Consider the following 383-nt stretch of genomic DNA (forward strand, 5'->3'; position numbering starts at 1 on the left):
TTATCTCTTTATCAAGGCAAACATCACACTAAATCTCAAAATAATAAATAAAAATATTTTAACCAACTAAAAGACTCTAATTTAGAGTCTTTTTTGTTTTACACACTAAAGGTAAGGTCATTAAAACTAATAAAAAAACCAAAAAAGGAGAAAACAAAATGAAAATTATTCAAAAATATTCACCTTATATTTATTTAATAATTGTTATTTTAACAACAATTATCATCTTTAATTTCAACAATCATAATTTAAAACTTCAAAACAATCATCTAAAACAAAAAATTAACCTTATTGAAAAGGAAATGGACGAATTCCAACAAGAAACCCAAAGTAATTTTAAAAAAATTAATGAAAAAATAGATAAATTAGAAGAAATGATAATA

Annotated in this window: 1 protein-coding gene; it reads left to right on the forward strand. The window is 20.4% G+C overall.

What is annotated here, in order from left to right; all coding sequences use genetic code 11:
- Positions 1-158: 158 nt before the first annotated feature.
- Positions 159-383, forward strand: a 225-nt coding sequence (locus tag RI01_RS03115) for a hypothetical protein (protein ID WP_017193213.1), incomplete at its 3' end; no start/stop codon positions are given.

Source organism: Italian clover phyllody phytoplasma str. MA1 (assembly GCF_000300695.1).
Classification (GTDB): Bacteria; Bacillota_I; Bacilli_A; order Acholeplasmatales; family Acholeplasmataceae; genus Phytoplasma.